The organism is Streptomyces sp. H39-C1, assembly GCF_027158125.1.
GTDB classification, from domain to species: domain Bacteria; phylum Actinomycetota; class Actinomycetes; order Streptomycetales; family Streptomycetaceae; genus Actinacidiphila; species Actinacidiphila fildesensis.
Map to the genome: position 1 here is coordinate 112,037 of NZ_JAPVLS010000013.1, position 16,474 is coordinate 128,510.

Below are 16,474 nucleotides of genomic sequence, written 5' to 3' on the forward strand. Positions count from 1 at the left end.
CCACCAAGGGTGAGCCCTGCAGGGTGTGCGTTGCCATGAACGACGTGACTCAGCGGTCCGCACCCTTGGTCCGACGATGAGAGACCTGTTCCCGTGCCGTGCGCCAACGCGACCGTGTCTGCTCGACCAGGCTGTCCCACTGCTGGCGGACCTCATGGTCCGAGGGGCGATGGCCCTGACGGATCCGGCCGAGTTCGTCCCGCACTTCTCGTCCCAGGGCAGCCGATGCGACGAGGACGAGCATCGCTGCGAAGAGAGCCGAGATCATCGCGAAGACGGCACCGACCGCCCCGTAGCGTGAGGCGGAGGAGTTGAAGAGACGCGGCAGGTAGAGGGTTGCGCCCACCGAGTAGGCCGCGGTCAGCGCGGCTGCAGTGACACCGAAAGGGATCAGCTCGGGCCAGGGGATCCGCTTGGCCGACAGGATCCACCCGCTCCAGACCAGGAACACGCCGGTGACCGCTGCCTCACAGGCCGCGGTCACCAAACCCAGCTGGCCCCCGCCAAGAGCTGCGGCGAGCCACCCGGTGACCACTGCGTAGACGCCAAGAGTGAGGATCCACCACAGGCCGTTTCGGGTGTTGCGCACGCTGAGCGGCTTGAGTTCCCATGTCTGTTCGAAGAGCCGCTGCGAGGCCCGCGCGAAGCTCAGCACCGAGATCGTCAGGAACACCACCCCGAAGACGCCCACACTCGCGGTTGTGCTCTCGGCAGGGGAAAGCAGGGAGTTGACTGCCTCGGCGCCCGCCCCGGAGAGGCTGTAGCGCTTGATGATCCGGTCCGCGGAGTCGTAGTGGACGACGTCGCTCAGGGCGGCGCTGCCGAGGATCGCGAGCGGAACCAGTGCGGTGAGAGCGCTGGACGCCAGGGCCATCGAGCGGTCGAACCCGACGATCCTCTGGAATCGGTTGATGACTCGCAACGCGAAGACGGGACGCAGCCAGAATGTCAGCGTTCTGACCAGCCGTTCGCGATTGATCCTTGACGTCCTGCCCTCCGTGAAGATCGAAACCGGTACGGCGGCCGAGCCTAACGGACCGTCATGAGGTCGACGACGGGCGACACGGATGCTTCCCCGAGCTGTGCCTGTTCGGCTCGGCCCTTGTTCTCATCGCCTCAGGGCAGTCGGGCGCGGTGCAGAGTGACGAGCAGGCGCCAGACCTGGTGGGTGATCTGGTCGGGAGTAGCTTCGATGAGCCCGTGCAGCCAGTCGGCGAGCACGCCGGCGAAGGTCGCGGCCACGGCCGAGGCGATCAGGTCGGGCTGTGGTGCTCCGGCCAGGGTGCGCTCGGTGTGGCTGCGGGCGCGCAGATCCTCGTGGAGTACGTGACCGAGGGGACCGCCGCCGCCGGGGCGCAGCAGGCTCCGGTAGAGGCCGGCGTGCGGGACGAGACCGGTGAAGAAGACGGCCAGCGCGGGTGGCGGGCTTGCGGGATCGGGGGCGCCGCGCCAGGCGTGGAGGGCGTCCACCGCGTCGCGGACCACGTCGGCGCAGGCGTCGACGGCCAGCGCCTCCAGGTCGCCGTAATGGAGGTAGAACGTGGCGCGGCCGACCCCGGCCCGGCGCACCAGCGCGGCGACGCTGACGTCCGCCAGCGGGCGCTGCGCGCACTCGTCGAGCAGGGCCTGGCGCAGCCTGGCCCGGGTACGCGCGGCCCGGGGGTCTGCCTGGGGAGCTGTCACCGGGCCGCCAGGACGGCGGCGAGGGCCAGCGCGCCGGGCAGCGCCTGGGCGATCAGGATGCGCCGGTTCGCGGTGATGCCGCCGTACACGCCGGCGACCAGCACGCAGACCAGGAAGAAGACCTGGACCCTGAATCCGGTCGGGTCACCGGCGATCAGGCCCCAGATCAGCCCGGCTGCCAGAAACCCGTTGTAGAGGCCCTGGTTCGCGGCCAGCGGCGCGGTGGCACGGGCCATGTCGGCATCGAAACCGGAGAGCTTGCGGCCCGGCCCCTTCTCCCACAGGAACATCTCCAGAACCAGGATGTACGCGTGCAAGACGGCTACCAGGCCGACCAGGACATTCGCCGTCGTTTCCATCGTCATTCCCGTCTACTGCAAGCTTCATGGACAGGTGTCCATGATACATGGACAGCCGTCCAGAAAATCCGCTCACTGTACCCGGGCCCAGAACGGCCTTCGAGCGCGGACCACTGAGACCGTGTCCCATGCGGTGAGGCGGCATCCGGCCACGGAACCTCCGCAAAAAAACCTGTTGGCGGACCACAGCGACCACTGCTACTTTTCCGGAGGCCGTGCGAGAGAACGAGGAGGTGGTACCCGTGAACGCAATATCGACATGGGTGCTCCCCTCCGGGGTCACGGTCGGGCGATAGGTCGTCCGGGAGCGCCGTTTTCTGAGCCCTCCCGAAAGGCACGACCATGCACTTCACTTCTGAACAGCGTCTCGACGACGGTGTCCTCGAGCGCGAATTCACTCTCGGCGAGATCCCCGGCATCCTCTGGACGCCCGCATCCACATCCGCACCGGCGCCGCTGATCCTGCTCGGCCACCCCACACTCGGACTGCGCAGGATGTACCCCCGACTGGTGGCGCGGGCCCAGCAGGCCGCGGCGGACGGCTTCGCCACGGCCACCATCGAGCTCCCCGGAAGCGGCGACCGGCCCCGTTGGCCCGCCGCCGAGCAGGCCCGCGCCGACCTGCGCCGGGCCATGGAGGCCGGCGAGCCGGTCAGCGACGAGATCATCGACGCCCTCGTCCTCCCGCTGGTCGACCAGGCGGTCCCGGAATGGCAGGCCGCCCTGGACGCCCTCCTGTCGCTGCCGGAGATCGGCGGCCCGGTCGGGTATTCGGGGGGAGTGATCTCCATCGGAGTCCGGCTGGCGGTGGTCGAGCCGCGCATCTCGGCCGCCGTTCTGTTCGCGGGGAGTTTCGTGCCTCGCGCCATTCTCGAGGAGGCCCGACAGGTCACCATTCCGCTGCACGTTCTGCTGCAGTGGGACGACGAAGGTAACGACCGGCAGGCGACCCTGGACCTGTTCGACGCCTTCGGTTCCAAGGAGAAGACGCTGCACGCCAATATGGGCGGGCACACCGGAGTCCCCCAGTTCGCGGGGGACGCCGCAGCCCAGTTCTTCACCCGGCACCTGCGCTAGCCGCCGACCACCCCCGCCGCCAGGCCAGCAGCAGACGTAGGGGGCGTCGGCCTGGCCACCGCTCATCGAGGACAGCCCCCGGCCCTCCTCGATGAGCGGTGGCCGGCAGATGCACAACCGCCCCGATCGCGGCGGTACCGGCCATCGGCGGTACCGGCCGGTCGGGGCGGCGCTCGGCACCCCGCGGAAATCGCCGCCGGTGGAGGCGCGGTTGACGGCGACGGTGTGCTCGAATCTGAGGTATGACGCAGGACCTCCACCACCACGGTCTTGCTGCCGCCCCTGATCCGCTCGTCGGACAACCCGTCACCCGGCTCCGGGATGGCTCCCCGCATTCCACGCGGCTCCTCGGTCGCATCCCCCGTCGGCAGGCGCCGTCATGCGCTGGACCCGTGGTGACTCGGCGCGGCTGGCTCAGCGCAACAGCCGGGCGCTCTTTCGGCGGTGGCGGCGTCTGACCGTGGGGTCATCGGCCAGGTCGGCGACGACAGCGGCGGCACGTTCGGCGTCGTGGCCGGCCAGTTCCCGGACCGCCGCCAGGCGCCAGGCGCTCTTGAGAGTTCTGTCGTGAGCGAGAAAAGCCAGCGTTTCCACGGCGCGTGATGGTTCGTGGCGTGCCAGGCACAGGGCCGACCACAGGCGTGTCCTGCTGGGCAGGTCGATGTCCCTGGCCAGGCACGCGAGCAGGTCGGGGCCGCGTTCGTCGTCGACCATGGCGAGCATCATGGCCGAGCGCACCCGGACGCTGGGCGACGTGCTCGCGCTTTCGGCCAGACTGCCGAGCATGTCCGCACTCCGTTCGTGGCCGATCCCGGCCAGCACGGAGACCGCCAGGGCACGATCCGGCGCCAGGAGCTTTTTGTCGCAGGCGAGGTTGTGGAGCAACTCCACGCCTTGCTCGTCTCCGTGCTCGACCAGGAAGCCGGCGGCCTCCACTCGCGCGTCGTCACGGACCCGGGCGTCGGTGGCCAGGCGGTGCAGCAGGAGCAGACCGCGTCGGTCTCCGGCGCCCGCCAGCCTCACCGCGGCCTGCACTCTCCAGGTGCCGGTGGCCAGGTAGGGAACCTCGGCCAGCTCGGCCAGGATGTCCGCCGCGTGCTCGGCACCGAGCCATGCAAGTGCCTCGGCGGCGATAACCCGGTGATTCCTCTGGGCCTTGGAGAGATAGGCCTCCGCCAAACCAGGGTCCGTTTCCGGGTGCATGCGGTCAGGATTCGCCCTGAGATCCGCACAGCGTCTGTCGTCGTCCGTGATGCGGGCGAGGAAGGTGAGTGACGTCATCGTGGCCCGGGTGACGGCCTTGGGCAGGCCTGTTCCCAGATGTTTCAGTTCGGCCAGGAAGCGGCAGCCGTCCAGGTTGCGCTTACCGGAGAGCCGCATCAGCTTCTGCTCCACCTGGGAGGTCAGGGCCGGGCCTCTCGCCTCGTCCAAGAGCCTGTCCAGCAGGAAGCCGGTGTACGACGCCTCTTGCTTGCGCGGAGGAGTCCAAAAGCGTTGCCCGTAGCCGAAGAAGGTGACGTCCGGCACCGGCTTCCAGGGCCAGTGCCGAGCCCACCGGTCGTCCAAGAGGCGGGCGGTCGTCACCGCACACGCCTCCGGCGTCCGGGTGGCGTGGCGGGCAGCGCAATATTCGAGGAAGGTCTGCTGGAGGAACTCGAGCTCTCCGGCGCGCTGGGTGAGCATGCCGCTGCGGAGCACCGTCTCCTTGCGCGTCATTCCTTCCGGCCATGGACCGGGCCAGGAGGACAGCAATTCGATCAGGGATGCGTCTGTGTCCTCTTCGTTCGTGTCCTCTTCGTTCGTGCCCTCTTCGTCCACGTCCTGATCGTCCTTGGGGGCCAGACGACGGGCCGCGATGTGTCCTGCGATGTCGAGGGCGAGTTTTCCAACGTCCGGGGAGCCGGAGGCGTCCTGCGCTCGTCGCTCCTGCTGCAGGACAAGAAGGCGTGCGTACTCGTCGTAGATCCGGCCCCGGGTGTCGGGCATGATGCGGTTGTGGGCGTAGAGCTGGCACAGCAGTCCGGCGATGAGCGGGGTACGGGCCAGCTCGGTCAACTGCTCCCTGGCGGAGAGTTCGGTGATGAAGCGCTGTGCGAGCTCGGCGGGATCGGCAACTCGCTCGGGCAGGGCCGTGAACCAGCGGTGGGCCACCTGCGGCAGCTCCTCGCGGCGGAACGGCAGCAGGTCGTACCGCAAGGCCTGGGGCCCGAGCCGCTCCAGTTCACCCGGTGGCAGCGGACGTGTGGCCACGATGAACCGGTAGACATCCGCGTCGGGCCCCTGGGCGTGAACGGCGAGGTGGCGCAGCAGCTTTTGGCGGGTTTCGGCACGGGGGATCTCGTCGAGGCCGTCGACCAGCACCAGCCAGGGAACACCGTCCTCGGGCGGCGAGGCGAAGAGTCCGCGAAGCTCCCGCCCGTACTCGCAGGACACCGCCCAGGTCAGGGCGTCCGGCAGACTGCCGCCGCGCAGGGCTTTCTCCCTGGTGATCAGCGCCTGTGCCGGGACGAGCACCGGCACAGATCCAGCAGGACCCTCCCCCCGCAGACAGCGTTCGACGCCCTCGGCAAGCCAGGTCCGCAGCAGGCTGGACTTGCCCGCGCCGGGTCCTGCCATGACGACACAGGTCCGTGCGCCGGCGAGGATCTCGTCCGCCGGCACGGCCGCAGCACTGGACACCAGTGGCGGGCGGTCAGCGTTGTTCCCGTCCGATTCCTCGTCCAGGCAGCGGATCTGCTGGCGCAGATACACCGCACTGAGGGCCGGTAAGCCGTCATCGATGACGCCGGCATAGGGCTGGGCGTCGAGGGTCGGCTCAACCGACCTGAGATACGCGTCCAGTTGCCCGCGACGCCGTTCCCCACTCTGGGGGTCCGGGCCCTCGACCTGCGCGTCCGTTCTCAGCCTGCCACCTGGGGCGTCTGCCTCCACGGCCGGCGAAGAACTCTGCGCTGTCTCGGCCTGCTTCCGTAGCTTCAACAACGGCTCCACAGCGGTCCCGAGCGCTACCGCGAGCGCCGCCACAGTGTCCTCCGTGGGCAACTTCGGCCCGTTCAGCGCCTCGTAGACGGTGGTGCGCGACAACTCCGCTGCGCGCGGTAACCCGGTGCTCTTCGACAACGGAGGTCGCTTTGCCCGTCGCAAGTTCCGCAGCTGTTCCTTCAACTCGGCCAGGGCATCTGCCGGGCCTTCCTGCTCTCCCACGTCGCGGTCCCCCTCCAGGACGGCGTCGTCCCGTTGGTTCAGATGCGTTCATCTTGGTTGAGCCGAACATCGCCGTTCAGCGCTTCAGCCAATTTCCTTCCGTCACCCGCCACCTCGGAAGAGAAGAACCCATGGCCGCTTCGTCAACGCATCCCATGCTTCTGACCCTCGGTCCACTGATCGGCGGACTGACATAAGCATCGGTCGAGCACGTGTACGCAGATCACAGCCCCGGAAAACGGTTCGACGGTTTCGCGGAGTCCTGGCACAGTGGCGCACCATGACGGACGTCGAGCTCTTGACCGCCGCGGACATTCCACTCATGCAGGGTCTGGCACAGCGCGTCACCGCCATCCGCCCGGACCTGATCAGTGCCGACGCTTCGTACGGGGAGCTGGCCTGGGTCTGGGGCAAGGGGTGCGCCCCCTACGGGGCGAACTGGCCGCGTCGGCTGTGGTTCTCCGGTACCGAACTGGTGGCGTGGGGCTGGGCCTTCCTTCCGCACCAGGTGAGGCGCAATGACGGGTCGGTCACGGATGTCACCGGCGCCTTTCTGAGTTATCAGGTCCATCCTGACCACATCGAACTGGTCGACGAAGTGATCGAGTGGTACGACGGTGTGGCGGCCGGCCTCGAACGTACGGTGTTGCCGACGGCCGCCGAGGAGTTCGCCCTGAAGCGATGGGCGGCGCACGGCTATGAGACCGACGTGGAGGCGCTCGGTGACACCGGCGACTGGACCCAGCTCAATGAGCGGGACCTCACCGGTGTGGAGCGGCCGGTGCTCCCGGCCGGATTCCGGTTCCGCACCGCCGACGAGGCGGGACCGGAGGCCGCGGTCCGGGCCCATGTGGACGCCTGGGCTCCCTCGGCGTACTCGGCCAGAAGCTACGAGGATGTCCGGCAGACGGCGGCCTATCGCGGTGACCTTCACGTTCTGGTGGAGGCGCCGGACGGAACCATGGTGTCTTCGACGATCATGTGGCTCGACACGGCGAACAAGACCGTCGAGTTCGAGCCGGTCGGAACACATCCGGACTACCGGCGGCTCGGGCTGGCAAGGGCGATGATGCTGCACGGGATGCATCTGGCGCGGGCGGCCGGGGCCACTCATGCGACGGTCGTCTGCCTGGGGGCGCCGGGACATCCCCGGGCGCGCGGGCTGTACTACGGCCTCGGGTTCCGGGAGCTCTCGCGGGACGCGCCGCTCATCAAGACCAAGACCAAGACCACGACCGCGGGCTGAGGACCGGCCGTTCGGGCAGTCGCGGGTCCAGCCGGCGCACTCGCCGTCTACGTGATCAGTGGAGATGCTGCTCCCAGTCCGCCGGGACCTTGTCCTGGGGGCCCGGAGTGGACTGCGAAGCCGGGTGCGCGGTGGGCGGGGCCAGCTCCGGCCCTTCGTAGTACTGATCGGTCTCGATGTTCCAGAACCAGTCCTCCCCCGGTTCGAAGCTGGTCAGCAGAGGGTGTCCGGCCTCACGCGCGTGTTTCGTGCCGTGCTGCCCGGGCGAGGAGTCGCAGCATCCGATGTGCCCGCAGGCGGCGCAGCGCCGCAGGTGGAACCACCACCCGTCCACCGCCAAGCACTCCACGCACCCGGTTCCGCTGGGCATTGCGGTCGGATCGAGGCCTGGGATCTGCTGGTCTGCCATGAGGGGTACCTCTCTCGTGAGGCGCCGTGCAGGGGTCAGGCGCCGGTGTCGATGCGTGCCAGGATGCCCTTCAGCAGACCCGTTGCCTGCCCGACCTCGATGAGGTAGCCGTCCGGGTCGCGCATGTAGCAGCGCAGCTCGGCGCGCCGGTCGATGGGCGGGGTGAGGAACTCGGCTCCCTTGGCGCGAGCCGTCGCGTAGAACCCGTGGATGTCCGCCACTCGTACGTTCAGGAAGCTGGAGACCGTGTGGGGGTCCTGCGGTGTACGCAGGACTACGTCGGGTTTGTCCTCGGTGGGTCCGCCGCCGGGGTTCATGATGATCCAGCTGTTGGCGACCTTGATGATGCAGGGGTTCTCATCCAGCACCACCCTTCCCCCCAGTACGCCGGCGTAGAACGCCCGCGAGCGAGGGACGTCGCCGACCGTGAGGAAGTGCGTGAGCAGCAGGCCCTCGGCCGGTGCGGGAAGGTCCTCGGCCGGTGCGCCTTCGGAGCTGAAATCGGACATGTGCCGAGCGTATGGCGCGGGCGGCCGCCCGGCATTCCCACCCGGCAGAACCGGTCAACCGTCGCGGCCCGCGGCCAGGCCCTTGCCGCCGCCGTGCACTGGGCGGCGTTCCGCGACGGTGTCCCCCACATGGCCGTTCCTTCACCTCGCGCGTGCCGCCCGTGGACCACGGTAAGCACACGGGTGGCTGCACGGCAGGCGGTATCTCGTGATCACTCTGCCGGCTCTACGGCGCCGGCCAAGCGACGGCGGTCTCGACGGGCTGGTCGTAGTCGATGCCTTCGAGACCCCATCCGTACAGCTCGCGCAGTTGGCTCATGAACCAGTCGGCGCCGGCCGTTGAGCGGTGGATCCCGGCTTGCGGGTCGGCCCACAGTTCCCGGATACGGTCCTGCACCTGCGGATCGAGCTCCCAGCCGTCGAGGCGGATGCGGCCCTGGTAGTCCGCGGTCAGTGGGGTGGTGCCGGTGAGCTGGTCCCAGAGGTCTTCTGCCTGCTGGGCGGTGGTACGGAAGCCGTCGCCGAGAACGGCGCGGAGGAAGGAGGTGTACAGGGCGATGGAGGGGATGGCGCTGGAGGCCTGGGTGACGGCGGCGCCCGCAACGACGGTGACCGCGTGCTGCGTGCCCGCAAGGACGGTGTCGTTCAGTTGCCCGGCGGTGCGCTCCAGGTGCTCCTTCGCGGCGCCGATGGTGCCCTGACGGTAGATCGGGGCGGTCAGTTCGGAGCCGATGTAGGTGAGCGCGGCAGTGGTGAAGTCGTCGGCGAGCAGGGAGCGGTCGGCGAGGGCTTCCACCCACAGCTGCCAGTCGGCCCCGCCCATGACCTGCTCGGTGGCCTGCTTCTCGTCGTCAGTGGCGGGCTCCAGACGGATGCTGGTGACCTGGGGGGTGTGCTCGGAGAAGTCCAACGCGGGGGCCTGGTAGGGCTCTCCGAGCGGTTTGATGACCGAGTGGTGGACGGTGCCCGTGACCGGGTCGGTGCGGCGGGGCGCGGCGAGGCTGTAGATCAGGTAGTCGACCTTCCCGAACCGCTTCGCCACCAGGTCCAGTACCTGATCCTTGCCCTCCTGGGAGAAAGCGTCCGCGTTGACGAAGACGAAGTCGCTGCCCGCCTCGTCGGCGAGGCGGGCCGCGGCCGCGGTGCGGTACCAGCCCGCGGTGGCGGTACGCCGCTCCGTCTCGGCTCCTTCGTAGGCGACTCCAACGCCCCGGATGCCGTGCTGCCGCAGCCCGGTGAGCAAGGTGGCCAGACCGTAGCCCGCGCTGTGGCCCAGGAGCAGCACCACCGGGCTGCCGGTGTTGCCGCGCGCCGGGATCTGCTCCCACATTCGGGTGACCGTCTCGGCGGAGCCGGCCGGGTGGGAATTGACGATCAGAAAGCCGCGCTGCTTCAGGTCGATGTGCCGGAGGCTCAAGGGTGGGTATCCGTTCCGCTGGTCGGGTGAGGCGATCATGGAAGTGGACGATCAGCTCAGCCAGGGCTGGGCTGAGCTGATCTGGGCTGTCGATTCCAGGATTCCGCTCCAAATGTCCGTCTTCGGGCAGGGTATCGGCGTCCTGCGTGGTGATCCCTGCGAGCGCGGTACGGAGAATCCGCTCGCGGGTTGTCGATTCCGGCCTTGACGGCGCTCCTCGTTCGGCAGCCGTAAGGCCGCCGTCTCCCTGCCGCATCCCCGGCAGACGTCCCGTGCGACCACGGCGGGGAACGGCAGGCGGGCTTCCAACTCGCGCCCCGCGCCTGGCGCGACGGCGAAGACGCCTCCGGCCTCCCACAGCCGGGTCTGCCCTGGGCAGGCTGCACCGTCCTGGCCACCGACGCCGACACCCTCCACGCCTTGCGGGCCGAAGCCGTCGCCAAGGGAGACGAGTTGCTGATCATCGACATGCCGGAACTCGCGCAGACCTCACGCGTCTACGACGAATACCTCGACCAGCTCGCCGACATCAAGACCGAGGACCTGACCTACTGCGCCATCAGCCTCGTCGGCCCTCGCAACAAGATCGACGGACTGGTCCGGACGCTTCGTCTGCTCCCCTGACCGACACCTCGCGCGGCGGGCCGGACGTCGAAGATCAGCGGGTTCGACGCACTTCCGGGTGCAGGTCCAGGTCCACGTCCGGTTCCACGTCCGGCTCCAGGGAGGCGAAGAGAAAGGTGCGGTGCGGATCCCAGTCCGTGCCGAGCCTGAGCCTGCTCCTCAGTTGGGCCCAGCCGAGCGGGGCGGCGGCGATGACCCACGCGTCCGGACTCGGCGCCGTCAGCCGTACGGCCGACCGCAACCAGGAGGCCGCCTGCTCCGGCCAGTCCACGACCGCGACGACCGTTCCCCCGCCGGCCTGCCACGCGGCGGTGAAGGCTTCGGCCGCCGCCCGTGAAGCCGCGTCGCGGCTGTGCCCGACCGCGACGGTCGAGGCGCCGACGGCAGGCGCCGTCAGCAGAGCCAGCAGCGAACGGAGTTCAGCCTCGGCGTGCGGAGCGGGCGGTGGCATCCCGGCGTACTGGGCGGCCTGCGCCGCCGGCATCAGCGGGGAGCGGGAGAGATCCCGCGACTGCCGTCCGGTCATGTCGTGCCCTCCTTATCCCATCGTGCTCGGCACGCTGGGCTCTCCTGCTGGGATTTCCAGCGCCGGTACTCCCTCGGCAGGCAGACGGCGCACGGACGGTAGCCCGCGGCCACCGCCGTAGCCTCGTCGCGGAAGAAGACCCGGTCACGTACGTAACCGCCCTGGGCAATGACCCGCAGAGCCGACCGGCAGTCGAGCCGCCCGTACAACCGGCCGCGCCGGTGTCCGCCGAGGGTGCCCGGCACCGTATCGCGGAACGTCCGTCCGCACGGGCCGACGAGGGTGTAGCGGGCGACACCGGCGCCCACCGCCGGTTCCGGGTCCGGGTCAGGCAACTCCGAGGCGGGCTGGTGCATGTCAGGCGGCATCGTGGAAGACCAGGCCCAGGGCGTGGCGGCGGCCGGACCGTACGGTGCTGACGCCGTGCCGCATACCGCCGGCCGACCACCCCCGGGTGGAACGGATGGGCCGGTCCCGGGTGGTGAAGATCAGGCCGTGCCCCTGCGGCAGGACGGTGGTGATGCCGCGCGACTGCGCCCGGGGCCGCTGTTCGACCAACAGGAACTCCCCACCGGTGTAATCCGTCCCGTAGGCGTCGAGACCGACGACCACCTGGAGCGGGAAGAGCATGTCGCCGAAGACATCGCGGTGCAGGGCGTTCCAGTCGTCCGGCCCGTAACGGAGCAGGATCTGCGCGGACCTGTCCTGGCCGGCCGCGTGACACATCTCGATCCACTCCTCCAGGTCGTCGGGCCACGGAGCCGGCCGCCCCAGCCGCTGCGCCCAGTCACGGGCGACGGTGAGCAGCCGCGGGTACAGCGCTCGCCGCAACTGCCGTACCGGCTCCGGAAGATCATGGGTGAAGTAGCGGTACTGACCCGAGCCGAAGCGGTGACGCGCCATGTCGACGGTGGAACGGAAGCGGTCGGCGTCGTCGTACAGCGCGGTCAGGGCACGGCACTCGTCAGGGGTGAGCAGCGGCGGGGTCACGGCACAACCCTGGGCGTCGAGCTCGGCGGCCACGGCGGTCCAGTCGGCGGCGGCCACCCTGCGGCGAGCCTCGGTGACGGTGAAAGCGGTAGGCATACGGTTCTCCGGAGTGGGTGAGGCCGGATCGATCCGCGATCCGGCCGGCGGCCGGCCGACTGGACCGCGGTCTGCGCGGCTCGGGGTCCTACGGCGGTGGCGGCGCGGTCGGCTGGACGCGCGTCAGATGAGAACGGGCTGCAGGGCCCCTTCGTGGATCAGGAGGTCCTGCTTGCGCTCGACACCGCCCGCGTAACCGCGCAGCGAGCCGTCCGCCCCGATGACCCGGTGGCAGGGGCGCACCAGGAGCAGTGGGTTGGCCCCGATCGCCGCACCCACGGCGCGGACCTCCGCGCGCTCGACACCGAGTTGATCCGCAAGGTGCCCGTAGGTGGTCGTCGTGCCGTACGGGATGTCGTCCAAAGCCCGCCAGACACGCTGCTGGAACTCCGTGCCCGTGGGCGCGAACTTCAAAGCGAAGGTCCTCGCGCTCCCGTCGAAGTAGGCGCGGAGCTGACGTGCCACGTCGGCGAAAACCTCGTCGTCGCGCCGCCAGTCCTCCTGAACCACCCCCGCCCCCTTCTGCCCCGGCATCGACAGCGACGCGAGCGCAACGCCGCTCCTTGCCGTGGCGGACGCCTCGCCCACCAGGAGAAGGTCACCGAGCGGACTTCCGGCAATGCTGTAGAGCGTCATGATCGTGGTCCCTTCGTAGCTGTTCTCACCTCCTACTATCCGTGGGACGGAACGCCGGAGCTGGCGGAAATCGGACACGGCGTTCATCGCCCGCTGCCGAGGTCGTGGATCTAATGCAGGCGCTGGAGGCCAGCGGAGGACGTCATGACCAGAGCCGGTTCATGACATCCCTGATCGGAGATCCTGGCGTCAGAGCGACCCGTGTAGCTGTCGACGAACCTCGGAGGCGCGCACATGCCGTCGACATCACCATCACCATCACGGCCGGGTAAGGACGAACCTCCCCAGAGGCGCTCGCGCTCCCCACTTGGTTTCCTACTCAACCGAGGGCTGGAGGAGGTGGCGGACCCGGGCCGCGGAGAGCCGTGCTTCAACCCCGGCGGTTAGGTTGCGGCGAGGATGTGTCGCGTTGCCGCGAGGTTGGCCAGTGTTCGAAGCCGCCCGAAGTAGGAGGCGCAGTACTTCTCGTTGATCACGGGCACGATCTTGACGAGGTCGTCCATGCACCTCCAAAGGTCGGCAACGCCATTGTCGTCGAGTCCTCCGTTCAGCTCTCCCTGGACGAGGCCGGCGACGTCGGCATCCAGGAGGATCAGCTCCACTCCCCCAATGTCCGCGCCCCGGAAGCCGGCGGGGAACACTGCGTGCCGGTGTTCCTCCCACAGCCGGGCAAGACGGTCTTCAGGCTGCGTTCCGTTCAGGTCAGCGGCTTTCGCCTCTGCCGCAGATGGTGGGCGAAGGAGCAGGGAAACAGCGTCGAAGACGGCACGCACCATGTCCATGGCGCCGGCTGGACCGAGGGCGGCACTTGTCGCGGCACCCTGCGTGAGCTTGTCGCGCAGAAGCCGGCTGCGGTCGAGTTCCGCGGCGAGTTCGGCCGGGTTGAGCCCTGCGTCGGTGGCCCGCTCGATCAGATCCTGAAGCGGGCGATTGACGGCCAGCCGCTCGGCAAGGACATGCTCCAGAGCGAACAGGGAATGCGTGACGGCGACGGTGGCGAACTCATACCGGTAGTAGGAGTGCCGGATGAGCTCCCGGGAGGTTTCCATCACGCTCATGACGTACATCGACGCATCGCCGGGCAGGACCAGATCGGCGACCAGGGCGTGCATGTCCGCATAGTCGAGAACGACGTCGCGGGCGCGCGGGTCCGGTACTGGTACGGGGAGTGGGCCAGGCAACGGCGGCAGGGTACTCACCCGCGCAGTCTTGTCGTCCGGGAGCCACCGGAGCCACCGGATTTGCTCGAGGCGGTCGGCGACGACCCCTTACCGCCTGTCGCCCCTGGCCTGTCCTCCGACCTCAAGGACGTCGAGCATGTGACGTTCAGTGTCTCTGAGTCCGCGTTCGAGATCTGCCCGGGTGGCTGAACAGGGTTGCAGGTCTCCTCAGGAGAATGCCGTCTCCGCCAAGGAGAGCCCCTCGCGGGCCTCGTGCGAGAGCACCAGCCGGGGCGAATGCCGCGGCGCCTGACGAAGGTACTGGTGGTATCCGGTGGCATGGAACTTGAGGTCGAAGCCGTCACCTTCGATATGCCAATGCGGGTGGGCAAGGCTGCCGTCCGAGACCGATCTGCGGAGGTGGTCAATGTCCAGACTCATGCCCATCCCCTTGAAATCGAGATCACCTTCCATATCCCAGATGTCCTCGAACACGAGCGTGGAGGGTGCGATCCAGAAGCTGAAGTGTGTCTCCGGCGGGACCGGATGCACCCACCGGACGATGTAATCGATGTCGAGCAGCAGACGTGGCAGCGAGTTCTCGGAAGGTCCTGGCTGCACGCACAGGGCGTGGATGGTGACATCGTGCCATCCCATCTCATCGAAGTCAGCGTCGCTCCAGATGCTCTTCGTCAGACCCGACTCCGCGTGTGTCCCTGTGCTCATAGCGGCATCCAAGCAGAACAGGGGGGTGACGTCACCGTCGCGGTCCTGAACGTTCGCGGCGACCGCGTGCACGGCGAGCAGCGGGCCGAGCGTATCGGCGGCGGGGACGGTGTCGGCGGTGCGGGCGGACTGGGAGTCGATCAGCCCCGAGCCCGGCCCATGACGTGCTGAACCGCGATCAGGGCTCGGGCGGTGACTGCGGAAGGCGCGTCAGGAGATCGTGTGCGGCTGTGAGAATGTTGCTCCTGATCTCGTCGATGGTGATGTCCCATTCCTCGTTCCAGTCGCCCAAGATGATGGCCCATTCGACGATGGGCTGCAGCACTTCGGGGTAGCCGAGTTCCATCGCTGCTTCGACCCAAATCATGTCGGCACCGGTGGCCGGATCGACATCCCCGTCGGCGATGAGCAGGGCCCACCAGCGGGCGAGTGCCCACCGGGCGTCGTCCAGATCGACAGGCAGCCGGTAAGTGAGTCCGAGTTCATCCACCACGCGGTCGAACAGCTCGGGTGCTTCGGGCTCCTCTTTCTTTCCCAGGCCGGCGAGGAGTGGAATCGAGGGAGAGTCGACGTTGGCAAGGAGAGCATCGAGCCCGGTCTGGATGAGCCGGTCGGATCCCACCTGACGTCCCATCTGGCAGCCGAACGCGCGCTCCTTGGCGAGCATCCGCAGCCTTCGGATCGCCTCGGTCCTGGTCATGTTCGCCTCTTCTGCCGACTGCGGGAAAAGGCATATCCTGTCATCCCGGCGATGCCACTCGGTAAGGGATAAACGCCTTCGACGCGCGGCGAGGCCCGGTCGGTGATGTTCCTGTAGTGGCGGCTACCGGGTGGACGAGTGCGGACAGCGATGGACACTCCTCGCTCCGGTCGGGCCTGGAAAGTGGACACCGCCTGACACGAGTCTGTGTGCATGAGCGTTGCAAGCGCGCAGACGAACAGGGAGCAGCCCACCGATCCACTCGGCAGGGAGCGGCTCCACCGCTCGTCCCGGCCGCCGTAGCTCTGCGCCCATCACCGCCAGCACCCTCCCACCTCCCAGACACACCCCTCCCCCGGGATGCCGACCGTCGGCGGCCCACCGCGGGCCACCACCGGTCGCGCCCGTACCCACACCCCAAGGAGCATCACCATGATCTCGACCTCCCGCCCGTCCCGTGCCATCACCGTGCTGATCGCCGCCGCGGCCCTGTGCGCAACCACCGCCACCACCGCCCACGCCGCAAACTCCGAACACCGGCAGCCGAGGATCGTCGCGGACTGGGCCCGCGCATGGAACGGCACCGACCCGCAGGCGCTCGGCGCCCTGTTCACCACCGGCGGCACCTACGCCGACCTGGGCGTGGGCATCACTTTCCACGGCCCCCAGGAGATCGCCGGGTGGAAGGCCCGCGCCGACAGTCTCATCGACAACGTCCACGTCACCGTGCGCACGGCCCACCGCGACGGCAACCGCATCACCGTCAAGGCCGTCTACTCCGGCCACCTCAAGGGCGCGCCCAAGCCTTTCGCCGTGCCGATGACCACGCTCCTCGACCTCGACCGGAACCACTGCCGGATCACCTCCGATGAGGACCACTACAGCCTCACCACGGTCCTGGCCCAGTCCGGCCTTCCCACCGACTGGACCCCGCCCACCAATTGACGTTCGACCAGACCACGGCCCGGATCACAGGCCCGTATCGGTGCGTCGAGCCCCGGGCAACCGCCCGCGCGCCGGCTGGAGCTCCGGATGCTGTCCGACGTCGAACACAAGGACTGCCGGGGGCTGACGAGCATGCCGGCCTGGCCCGCCCGCCATGAGGCAACACA

At 68.7% G+C, this 16,474-nt stretch carries 17 protein-coding genes and 1 pseudogene; 4 read left to right on the top strand and 14 right to left on the bottom strand.

Translation table 11 applies throughout. The annotated features are described in order from the left end of the window. Positions 1–49: 49 nt before the first annotated feature. From O3W51_RS11680 to O3W51_RS11690, 3 genes are all read right to left on the bottom strand, one after another. Positions 50–922, bottom strand: coding sequence for a hypothetical protein (locus O3W51_RS11680; protein ID WP_232485484.1), 873 nt, complete (start codon positions 920–922; stop codon positions 50–52). 194 nt (positions 923–1,116) lie between these two features. Further along, complete coding sequence (locus O3W51_RS11685) at positions 1,117–1,683, bottom strand: TetR/AcrR family transcriptional regulator (RefSeq protein ID WP_138351725.1); 567 nt, start codon at positions 1,681–1,683, stop codon at positions 1,117–1,119. Next, positions 1,680–2,042, bottom strand: a complete 363-nt coding sequence (locus tag O3W51_RS11690; protein WP_138351871.1) for a DUF1304 domain-containing protein — start codon at positions 2,040–2,042, stop codon at positions 1,680–1,682. Before O3W51_RS11690 ends, O3W51_RS11685 begins: the two co-directional genes overlap by 4 nt. Before the next feature lie 342 nt (positions 2,043–2,384). On the opposite strand from O3W51_RS11690, the gene O3W51_RS11695 reads away from it, so the two are divergent. Beyond that, entirely contained in the window at positions 2,385–3,119 is a 735-nt protein-coding gene (locus O3W51_RS11695) for a dienelactone hydrolase family protein (protein WP_138351726.1), read from the top strand. 414 nt (positions 3,120–3,533) lie between these two features. Here O3W51_RS11695 and O3W51_RS11700 read toward each other — a convergent pair whose 3' ends face one another. Then, a complete protein-coding gene (locus tag O3W51_RS11700) occupies positions 3,534–6,203 on the bottom strand; it encodes an NACHT domain-containing protein (RefSeq protein ID WP_138351727.1) in 2,670 nt (889 codons plus the stop codon). Positions 6,204–6,603: 400 nt separating this feature from the next. Between O3W51_RS11700 and O3W51_RS11705 the strand changes: the two genes are divergently transcribed. Then, positions 6,604–7,569 carry a GNAT family N-acetyltransferase gene (locus O3W51_RS11705; protein WP_138351728.1) on the top strand — a complete coding sequence of 322 codons (966 nt, stop codon included), beginning with the start codon at positions 6,604–6,606 and terminating at the stop codon, positions 7,567–7,569. A gap of 55 nt (positions 7,570–7,624) precedes the next feature. On the opposite strand, the gene O3W51_RS11710 is transcribed toward O3W51_RS11705, so the two are convergent. From O3W51_RS11710 to O3W51_RS11720, 3 genes are all read right to left on the bottom strand, one after another. Then, positions 7,625–7,978, bottom strand: coding sequence for a UBP-type zinc finger domain-containing protein (locus tag O3W51_RS11710; RefSeq protein ID WP_138351729.1), 354 nt, complete (start codon positions 7,976–7,978; stop codon positions 7,625–7,627). A gap of 35 nt (positions 7,979–8,013) precedes the next feature. After that, the gene (locus tag O3W51_RS11715; RefSeq protein ID WP_138351730.1) at positions 8,014–8,487 is read right to left on the bottom strand and encodes a VOC family protein; all 474 of its coding nucleotides are present in this window, start codon (positions 8,485–8,487) and stop codon (positions 8,014–8,016) included. A 226-nt stretch (positions 8,488–8,713) separates the two neighbouring features. After that, positions 8,714–9,904, bottom strand: a complete 1,191-nt coding sequence (locus tag O3W51_RS11720; protein ID WP_138351731.1) for an enoyl-[acyl-carrier-protein] reductase FabV — start codon at positions 9,902–9,904, stop codon at positions 8,714–8,716. Between the two features lie 339 nt (positions 9,905–10,243). On the opposite strand from O3W51_RS11720, the pseudogene O3W51_RS11725 reads away from it, so the two are divergent. Beyond that, positions 10,244–10,528, top strand: a pseudogene (locus tag O3W51_RS11725) (DUF2000 domain-containing protein); the annotation flags it as partial. Positions 10,529–10,562: 34 nt separating this feature from the next. Here the strand turns inward: O3W51_RS11725 and O3W51_RS11730 are convergent. The 7 genes from O3W51_RS11730 to O3W51_RS11760 form a co-directional block, all read right to left on the bottom strand. After that, a complete protein-coding gene (locus tag O3W51_RS11730; protein WP_187144688.1) occupies positions 10,563–11,054 on the bottom strand; it encodes a hypothetical protein in 492 nt (163 codons plus the stop codon). Next, positions 11,051–11,410, bottom strand: coding sequence for an Ada metal-binding domain-containing protein (locus tag O3W51_RS11735; protein ID WP_138351733.1), 360 nt, complete (start codon positions 11,408–11,410; stop codon positions 11,051–11,053). Before O3W51_RS11735 ends, O3W51_RS11730 begins: the two co-directional genes overlap by 4 nt. Position 11,411: 1 nt before the next feature. Next, positions 11,412–12,140, bottom strand: a complete 729-nt coding sequence (locus tag O3W51_RS11740; RefSeq protein WP_138351734.1) for a 2OG-Fe(II) oxygenase — start codon at positions 12,138–12,140, stop codon at positions 11,412–11,414. 123 nt (positions 12,141–12,263) lie between these two features. Further along, positions 12,264–12,776, bottom strand: coding sequence for a methylated-DNA--[protein]-cysteine S-methyltransferase (locus O3W51_RS11745; RefSeq protein ID WP_138351735.1), 513 nt, complete (start codon positions 12,774–12,776; stop codon positions 12,264–12,266). Between the two features lie 383 nt (positions 12,777–13,159). Further along, positions 13,160–13,888 carry a hypothetical protein gene (locus tag O3W51_RS11750; protein ID WP_232485483.1) on the bottom strand — a complete coding sequence of 243 codons (729 nt, stop codon included), beginning with the start codon at positions 13,886–13,888 and terminating at the stop codon, positions 13,160–13,162. 276 nt (positions 13,889–14,164) lie between these two features. Then, positions 14,165–14,734, bottom strand: coding sequence for a hypothetical protein (locus O3W51_RS11755; RefSeq protein ID WP_244808938.1), 570 nt, complete (start codon positions 14,732–14,734; stop codon positions 14,165–14,167). A 106-nt stretch (positions 14,735–14,840) separates the two neighbouring features. Continuing rightward, a complete protein-coding gene (locus tag O3W51_RS11760; protein ID WP_138351737.1) occupies positions 14,841–15,362 on the bottom strand; it encodes a hypothetical protein in 522 nt (173 codons plus the stop codon). A gap of 432 nt (positions 15,363–15,794) precedes the next feature. On the opposite strand from O3W51_RS11760, the gene O3W51_RS11765 reads away from it, so the two are divergent. Next, positions 15,795–16,307 carry a nuclear transport factor 2 family protein gene (locus O3W51_RS11765; protein ID WP_138351738.1) on the top strand — a complete coding sequence of 171 codons (513 nt, stop codon included), beginning with the start codon at positions 15,795–15,797 and terminating at the stop codon, positions 16,305–16,307. Positions 16,308–16,474: the final 167 nt, after the last annotated feature.